General features: G+C 42.5%; 6 protein-coding genes. 4 read left to right on the top strand and 2 right to left on the bottom strand.

The genetic code is table 11. The features are described 5' to 3' along the window. Positions 1–151 precede the first annotated feature (151 nt). Positions 152–496 (bottom strand): zinc ribbon domain-containing protein YjdM, encoded by a 345-nt coding sequence (locus tag CSV70_RS16095; RefSeq protein WP_099629199.1) that lies wholly within the window; start codon positions 494–496, stop codon positions 152–154. 74 nt (positions 497–570) lie between these two features. Continuing rightward, the gene (locus CSV70_RS16100) at positions 571–1755 is read right to left on the bottom strand and encodes an FtsW/RodA/SpoVE family cell cycle protein (RefSeq protein ID WP_085131914.1); all 1185 of its coding nucleotides are present in this window, start codon (positions 1753–1755) and stop codon (positions 571–573) included. A gap of 217 nt (positions 1756–1972) precedes the next feature. Here CSV70_RS16100 and CSV70_RS16105 point away from each other — a divergent pair, with 217 nt between their 5' ends. From CSV70_RS16105 to cshA, 4 genes are all read left to right on the top strand, one after another. Then, positions 1973–3034, top strand: a complete 1062-nt coding sequence (locus CSV70_RS16105; RefSeq protein ID WP_099629200.1) for a D-alanine--D-alanine ligase — start codon at positions 1973–1975, stop codon at positions 3032–3034. A 14-nt stretch (positions 3035–3048) separates the two neighbouring features. Next, a complete protein-coding gene (locus tag CSV70_RS16110; RefSeq protein ID WP_099629201.1) occupies positions 3049–4419 on the top strand; it encodes a UDP-N-acetylmuramoyl-tripeptide--D-alanyl-D-alanine ligase in 1371 nt (456 codons plus the stop codon). After that, positions 4416–5108 carry an alpha/beta hydrolase gene (locus CSV70_RS16115; RefSeq protein ID WP_085131911.1) on the top strand — a complete coding sequence of 231 codons (693 nt, stop codon included), beginning with the start codon at positions 4416–4418 and terminating at the stop codon, positions 5106–5108. Before CSV70_RS16110 ends, CSV70_RS16115 begins: the two co-directional genes overlap by 4 nt. A gap of 429 nt (positions 5109–5537) precedes the next feature. Next, the gene (cshA, locus tag CSV70_RS16120) at positions 5538–7058 is read left to right on the top strand and encodes a degradosome RNA helicase CshA (RefSeq protein ID WP_085131910.1); all 1521 of its coding nucleotides are present in this window, start codon (positions 5538–5540) and stop codon (positions 7056–7058) included. Positions 7059–7220 lie beyond the last annotated feature (162 nt).

Below are 7220 nucleotides of genomic sequence, written 5' to 3' on the forward strand. Positions count from 1 at the left end.
GTAAACAATCGTTCAGTCACATTCATCCGCTCCCACATCTTTTTATTCATTATAAACAAAAGTACCCTATAGGATAGACTTTTTTCAAAGTGTCTATCTTATAGGGTACATTTTAATATTGGAGGGTGAGCTTTTCGCGTTAGTTTATGCCTTAAATTTTCTTCACAAACTCGGATTTTAGCTGCATAGCGCCAAATCCATCAATCTTACAATCAATATTATGGTCACCGTCTACTAAGCGAATACTCTTCACTTTCGTCCCCATTTTCAATGCATTGGAACTGCCTTTTACTTTTAAATCTTTAATGACCGTCACAGAATCTCCATCTTGCAACACATTGCCATTGGCGTCCTTGATCTCGGGTATACCTGTTTGATCGGATTCTTCCGTCGTTCCAGGCGTCCACTCGTAGGCACATTCAGGACAAACGAGAAGGTTCCCATCTTCATATGTATATTCGGATTGGCATTTCGGACAATTTGGTAAACTTGACATAAAAAAACCTCCCTTTCCTATACAGTCTACACAATTTGTGCCTGCTCGGAAAGGGAGTGAGTATTCATTTACGGTTAGTCATTGTCATTCGCATCGAATAAATACGTTCGCTGATGGAACTTCATACTGAAAATCAAGCCGATTGCTAGCATATTACTGAATAAGGAACTTCCCCCATAACTGATAAACGGTAGAGGGATACCTGTAATAGGAAGCAGCTGGATATTCATGCCGATGTTTTCGAATACGTGGAACGCGATCATCGCAATGACGCCCGTGCAAATGTATACGCTGAACGGATCGTGCAAAGAAAGAGCAACTTTCGTTAAATGGTAAATTAAAATAAAATACAGTGTGATAACTAAACAAGCACCGATAAAACCGTACTCTTCTCCAATTACACTGAAGATAAAGTCCGTATGATTCTCGGGGATGTATACAACGCGCTCCAGAAAACCTTTACCCGTCAGTTGTCCGGATCCTATTGCGGTCATTGCCGTAATCAAGTTGTACCCTTCATCTGTTGGATAAGAGTAAGGATCTAACCAAGAATAGACACGTTTAAACTGATAAGGTGAAAACCCGAACTTATCGAGCAAGTCTTGTGCGAATAGTGACATCCACAGCACAGCACCTGCGGCTACAGCTCCTAATGAAAAGATAGGTACGAGTAACTTCCATGAAATACCTGAAACGATGACGACGGCGGCAGTGATCGAAATGAATACGAGTGCAGTTCCTAGATCGGGTTGTTTCATAATGAGAACCAATGGAACGAACAGCATCAACGCTATTTTACCGAGCAATCGTAAATCTGTCGTATACGTCCTGTGTAACGAGCGTTCGTTATGCGTGCTGACCAACTTGGCAAGCCCGATAATAAAGAATGTCTTAATGAACTCAGCAGGCTGAATCGTCCCAATGACGGGTAAATGCAACCATCGCTTTGCGCTGTAGCGCATTTCTGCAATTTGCCCTGGACCTCCTGGCGCCAACATCAGAAAAACCAACAAGAAAATACCAAAGCCATAGAAATACCAAGCGAACTTTTTATATTGATCAGGTTCAAAATACATGACCATTGCTACGATGAATGAACCGAGTATATACCATCTCACTTGTTTTAAAACGAAGTTCTGTGTATATTGCTCAGAGGTTTGAGCGGATCCGATGACGAAAAAACTGACAATCGCGAAAAGTAAAATGATAAAGGCAAGTGTCCAGTCAAATCGTTCACCTAGCCTGTTTGATTGTTTCAATTATGAAATCACCTTTTCTTAAGCTAGTATTCTATTACTATAATCACCTATTATATCGCAAAACTTTTTAAGAAGTACACCCATTAATAGACGAGTTGTGAAATGATTGGTTTCTATGTGAAGTAAAAAGAATGGAGAACGTTGGTTTTTCATTCATGAATTGGCTCCGTTCATGGTAAACTGTATGAATGAAAACTACGGAATGTGAGGAGATTACATGAAAAGACGGTTAGGTTTAGTATATGGCGGGAAATCCGCGGAGCATGAAGTGTCACTTTCTACAGCGCGGGCAGTAACAGAGGCGCTTGATTTAAGTAAATATGAAGTATTGCCAATCTATATTACGATGCAAGGCGAATGGCTTAAAGGGGAACCATTGACTGGACCCGTCACGGAGATTGAGACATTACGTCTGAGAAGTGAACAACCAAAGCCCGATCATATTGAAAGTTTTTTGCAAGGAGATATGCCCGACGTCATTTTGCCACTTCTACACGGAACGAACGGGGAAGACGGAACAGTACAGGGATTATTTGAAGTCTTGAATATTCCATACGCGGGTAACGGAGTACTCGCTTCTTCAGCAGGTATGGATAAAGTCGTAATGAAACAATTATTCGCTCAAGCGGGGTTAGCGCAAGTTGCATATGTCCACTTTATTCGCAGTACGTGGAAAGAACATGCCGAGCAATTACTAGATCAAGCGGAACAAGAACTTAGCTACCCAATGTTCGTCAAACCAGCCAATCTTGGATCAAGCGTGGGCATCAGCAAAGCGGATGATCGCGAGTCGCTCGAAAAAGCGATTGAGTTAGCATTGAAATTTGACCGCAAAATCATTGTAGAACAAGGAATTGTGGCTCGTGAGATTGAAATGGCTGTTCTTGGTAATGATCATCCTAACGTATCGGTAGCAGGAGAAATCCGCCCGGTTGCTGACTTTTATGACTATGAAGCGAAATATAAAGACCAAAGCACGGAGTTGTCTATTCCGGCTGAAGTGCCTGATGCAGTTGCTAAGCGTATGAAGGATATGGCAATTCGGGCATTTAAAGTTCTAGACTGTTCAGGACTTGTGCGGGCAGACTTTTTCGTTACGGCAGACGACGAAGTATTGATCAATGAAGTAAATACATTACCTGGCTTTACACCGACAAGCATGTTCCCATTATTATGGCAGAATTCTGGATTGACCTATCCAGAATTAATTGATCAGCTAATTGAACTGGCAGTAGAACGTCATACAGAAAAACAACAACTACAATATACAATGGACTGAGTGGAGGAAGTAACGTGAAACGAAATCTAACAACGATCCAGCAATGGCTTCAGGCGGAAGGACAGCATATCGCAGAGCAACAAGTGACAGGTGTCTGCATCGATTCACGGAAAGTGCAAGCGGGGGACTTGTTCATTCCTTTTAGAGGGGAACAAGTAAATGGCCATCAATACGTCAAGGGAGCAATTGAGCAAGGTGCAATCGCAGCACTTTGGCTGAAAGATGAACCTAATCCACCGACAGATCTACCTCTTCTATTCGTCGAGGATGCAGAGCTCGCATTGCAGCAAATGGCCCGTAGCTACCGAAGTGAATTGACATGTACTGTCATCGGAGTCACAGGGTCGAATGGCAAAACGTCGACGAAGGATCTAATTGCAGGGGTATTGTCACCTTATCTAAAGGTTAAGAAAACGGAAGGCAACTTCAATAATGAACTGGGCTTGCCACTGACATTATTAGCTGTTGAAGATGATACAGAAGTTGCTATCCTTGAGATGGGGATGAGCGGCTTTGGAGAAATTTCATTCTTATCAACGCTTGCTAAACCACAGTTTGCAGTCATAACTAATATTGGTGAGGCACACATGCAAGATCTGGGCTCTCGTGAAGGGATTGCAAAGGCGAAGTTTGAAATCATCGACGGTCTAGAGGGTAACGGTATGTTGCTCTACGATGGTGACGAACCGTTATTAAAAGGATTAGTATATCAAAAGTCCAATTTGCGCAGTGTGTCATTCGGTTATGAACAAGCTGATTTGATTGCGCAACAAATTATATCTACAGATAAAGGTAGTTCATTTACTATAACTGGTAAGCATGAGGGGCAGTATGCCATTCCTGTTTACGGTTCGCATCAAGTGAAGAATGCACTGGCTGCGATTATAATTGCAAAAGAGCTGGGTCTGACAGAAAAACAAATTGAAGAGTCATTAAGTGAAACAACATTAACAGATATGCGTATGCAACCTATAACGGGTAAAAATGGTTCATTACTTATTAATGATGCATATAATGCAGCGCCTACTTCCATGCGTGCAGCGTTCCGTTTTATCGATGAAACGTCCGTCAAACAAAACAAGTGGCTCGTCCTTGGGGATATGCTGGAGCTTGGTCCCGATGAACAGCGCTATCACGAAGAGCTTGCGGACGAACTGAATAAAATGAACGTAAATGGGATTGCGCTATTTGGACCGCGTATGAAGTGGTTATCGGAGCAGTTGAAGGATTACCGTGGTGATATTATGTGGACCGCGAATGACATGGTATTACTTGCGGAGGCATTGCGCCCGAAACTAACGAATCAGACAGTGGTGCTATTCAAAGGGTCTAGAGGAATGAAACTAGAACGTATCATAGAGATGCTCGCAGAGGAAGAGTTGTGACGACAGGCGTTCTTATCATTCACGGATTCACAGGTGGTCCTTTTGAAATCGCTCCGTTTAAAAGATTTCTACAGAATTATACCGATTGGAAAATAGCGGTACCTGTTTTACCGGGACATGAAATGGATCTTGGCGTACAGAAAGGCACCGCCAAGTCATGGATGATGGTAGCGGAATTAGAATTAAGAAAACTACAAAAAGAAGTGGACGACGTCATAATCGTCGGCTTCTCTATGGGCGGCTTGATCGCCATGTACTTGGCGCTACGCTATCCGATAAAAAAGCTTGTCCTATTAAGTGCTGCGGCGAAATATATTAGTCCGCGTATTTTATTGGGAGATGCAAGAATCATGATGAGGCCTTTTAGACGTAAGAATTATCCTCCCGATTCGTTTTATCATCTGTATAACTATAAACTGACAAAGACACCTGTTCGTGTAGCGATAGAGTTTTTACGCGTCGTTCGCTTAGTGCGACCGTATCATTATCAAGTCAAAACACCTGTTTGTATCGTGCAAGGGAAGCAAGATGGTATCGTTCCTGCATTCACGGCCGAGTTATTGTATGAACAACTCGGATCAAAAGAAAAACATCTGATTTATTCTGAACATGGTAAACATCATATTTGTTATAGCCAAGATCGCCACGTATGGTTCGCGAAAGTACTGAAGTTCATGGGCAAAGACTGATTAATGGAACTTAAGCGGATTCGTTGCAGTCTTGTGTAAGCCATGGTAGAATGATGAAAGGAATTGGATACATTTACACGGCACTCTTCCGTTATACTATACGGAGAGTACTTTTTTTTGAATAAAACGGTGATTATTAGGCAGACTAGCAATGATTTGCTGTTTTCACCGCTCGGCAAGGACCGAGCTTTCCTTGTATGTCACGGGTTTTACATTGTGCTGTATAAAAATCTGGACGCAATTACGATCGGTGTAATTGATATGACCCCTCTCAACCACAAGAATCCTTCTAGAAGATTCTTTTTATAAACCAGAGATGGATATATCGGAAACGCTCCCAACTTTCAAAGTACATGGCTCGAATTTGCCGCGCTTTCATTTGCAGATGTAACCAATTGTCAAATGGAGAAATAAAGGAGAATGAATATTTTGACGAAGTTTTCAGAATTGAATATTAGTGAAGCAACACAAAACGCTTTGCTACGCATGGGGTTTGAAGAGGCAACACCAATCCAAGAGGGAACAATCACTTTTGGTATGGAAGGCCGCGACGTAATCGGGCAAGCACAAACAGGTACTGGTAAAACAGCTGCATTCGGTATTCCAATCATTGAAAAGTTGGATCCGAAGAGTACTGCAGTTCAAGCGTTGGTCATCGCACCAACTCGTGAATTGGCGATCCAAGTATCAGAAGAAATTTATAAAGTCGGCTACGGTAGCCGTGCGAAAGTTCTTTCCGTTTATGGCGGACAAGAAATCGGACGTCAAATCCGTGCCCTTCGTAATAATCCAAATATCGTAGTCGGTACACCGGGACGTATTTTGGATCATATTAACCGTAAAACATTGAAGCTGGATAATGTTCAAACACTTGTTTTGGATGAAGCGGATGAAATGTTGAACATGGGATTCATCGAAGATATCAACACAATTCTTGCAAGCGTACCGGCTGAGCGTCAGACGTTGCTATTCTCAGCGACTATGCCTGCTCCGATTCGTAAGATTGCAGAAACTTTCATGAAAAACCCAGAAGTAGTAAAGATCAAATCAAAAGAAATGACTGTTGAGAACATTGAACAGTTCTTCGTAAAGTCTCACGAACGTGAGAAGTTTGATGTATTATCAAGATTGTTGAATGTTCAACAGCCTGAATTGGCTATCGTATTCGGACGCACGAAGCGCCGGGTAGATGAGTTGGCTCATGCACTAAGTATCCGTGGCTATATTGCTGAAGGAATCCACGGTGACTTGACACAAGCAAAACGTATGTCAGTTTTGCGTCAGTTCAAAGACAATAAAATTGATGTACTTGTAGCAACAGACGTAGCTGCACGTGGATTGGATATCTCAGGCGTAACACACGTTTACAACTTCGACATTCCACAAGATCCAGAGAGCTATGTTCACCGTATCGGTCGTACTGGCCGTGCTGGTAAAAGCGGAGTGGCTGTTACATTCGTAACACCACGTGAAATGGGTTACCTTCGTATCGTTGAGGAAACGACTAAGAAGCGTATGACTCCATTACGTCCACCGACTTCTGATGAGGCATTGCTTGAACAGAAGAAAAATGCAGTGGATTCCTTGGTAGAAATAATTGAACAGAATAATTCAGAGGATTATGCTGGATTAGCAGCACAATTGCTTGAGAAACATGATGCAAAAGAAATTGTGGCGGCAGCACTTAAGTCATTGACTAAAAGTGTTGATGAGACACCTGTAAGTATTTCAGAAGAGCGTCCATTACCTTCACGCAGACCATCTTCATCACGTTCTGGTGGCTATAAAGGCGGCAATCGCAGCGGCGGTGGACGTTCACAAGGCGGACGCGGCAGAAGTGGTGGCGGTTCATCAGCTGGCGGATCAACTAGACGTAGTAGTGGACCACGCGATGGTGCAAGAAGAGATGGCGCATCACGACGCAACAGTAGCGCTCGTTCAGAACGCTAAGAAAAAATATAAAATCCGGGCCTGCATTATAAAATGTACCCTATAAGATAGACACTTTGAAAAAAGTCTATCCTATAGGGTACTTTTGTTTATAATGAATAAAAAGATGTGGGAGCGGATGAATGTGACTGAACGATTGTTTACCTTAAAAGAACAAGCACG

Source organism: Sporosarcina sp. P25, assembly GCF_002743235.1.
Taxonomy (GTDB): domain Bacteria; phylum Bacillota; class Bacilli; order Bacillales_A; family Planococcaceae; genus Sporosarcina; species Sporosarcina ureae_B.

Coding starts and splice junctions, on each gene's coding strand:
- CSV70_RS16105 (WP_099629200.1), top strand. CDS start 1,973: ATGAAAAGACGGTTAGGTTTAGTATATGGCGGGAAATCCGCGGAGCAT.
- CSV70_RS16095 (WP_099629199.1), bottom strand. CDS start 496: ATGTCAAGTTTACCAAATTGTCCGAAATGCCAATCCGAATATACATAT.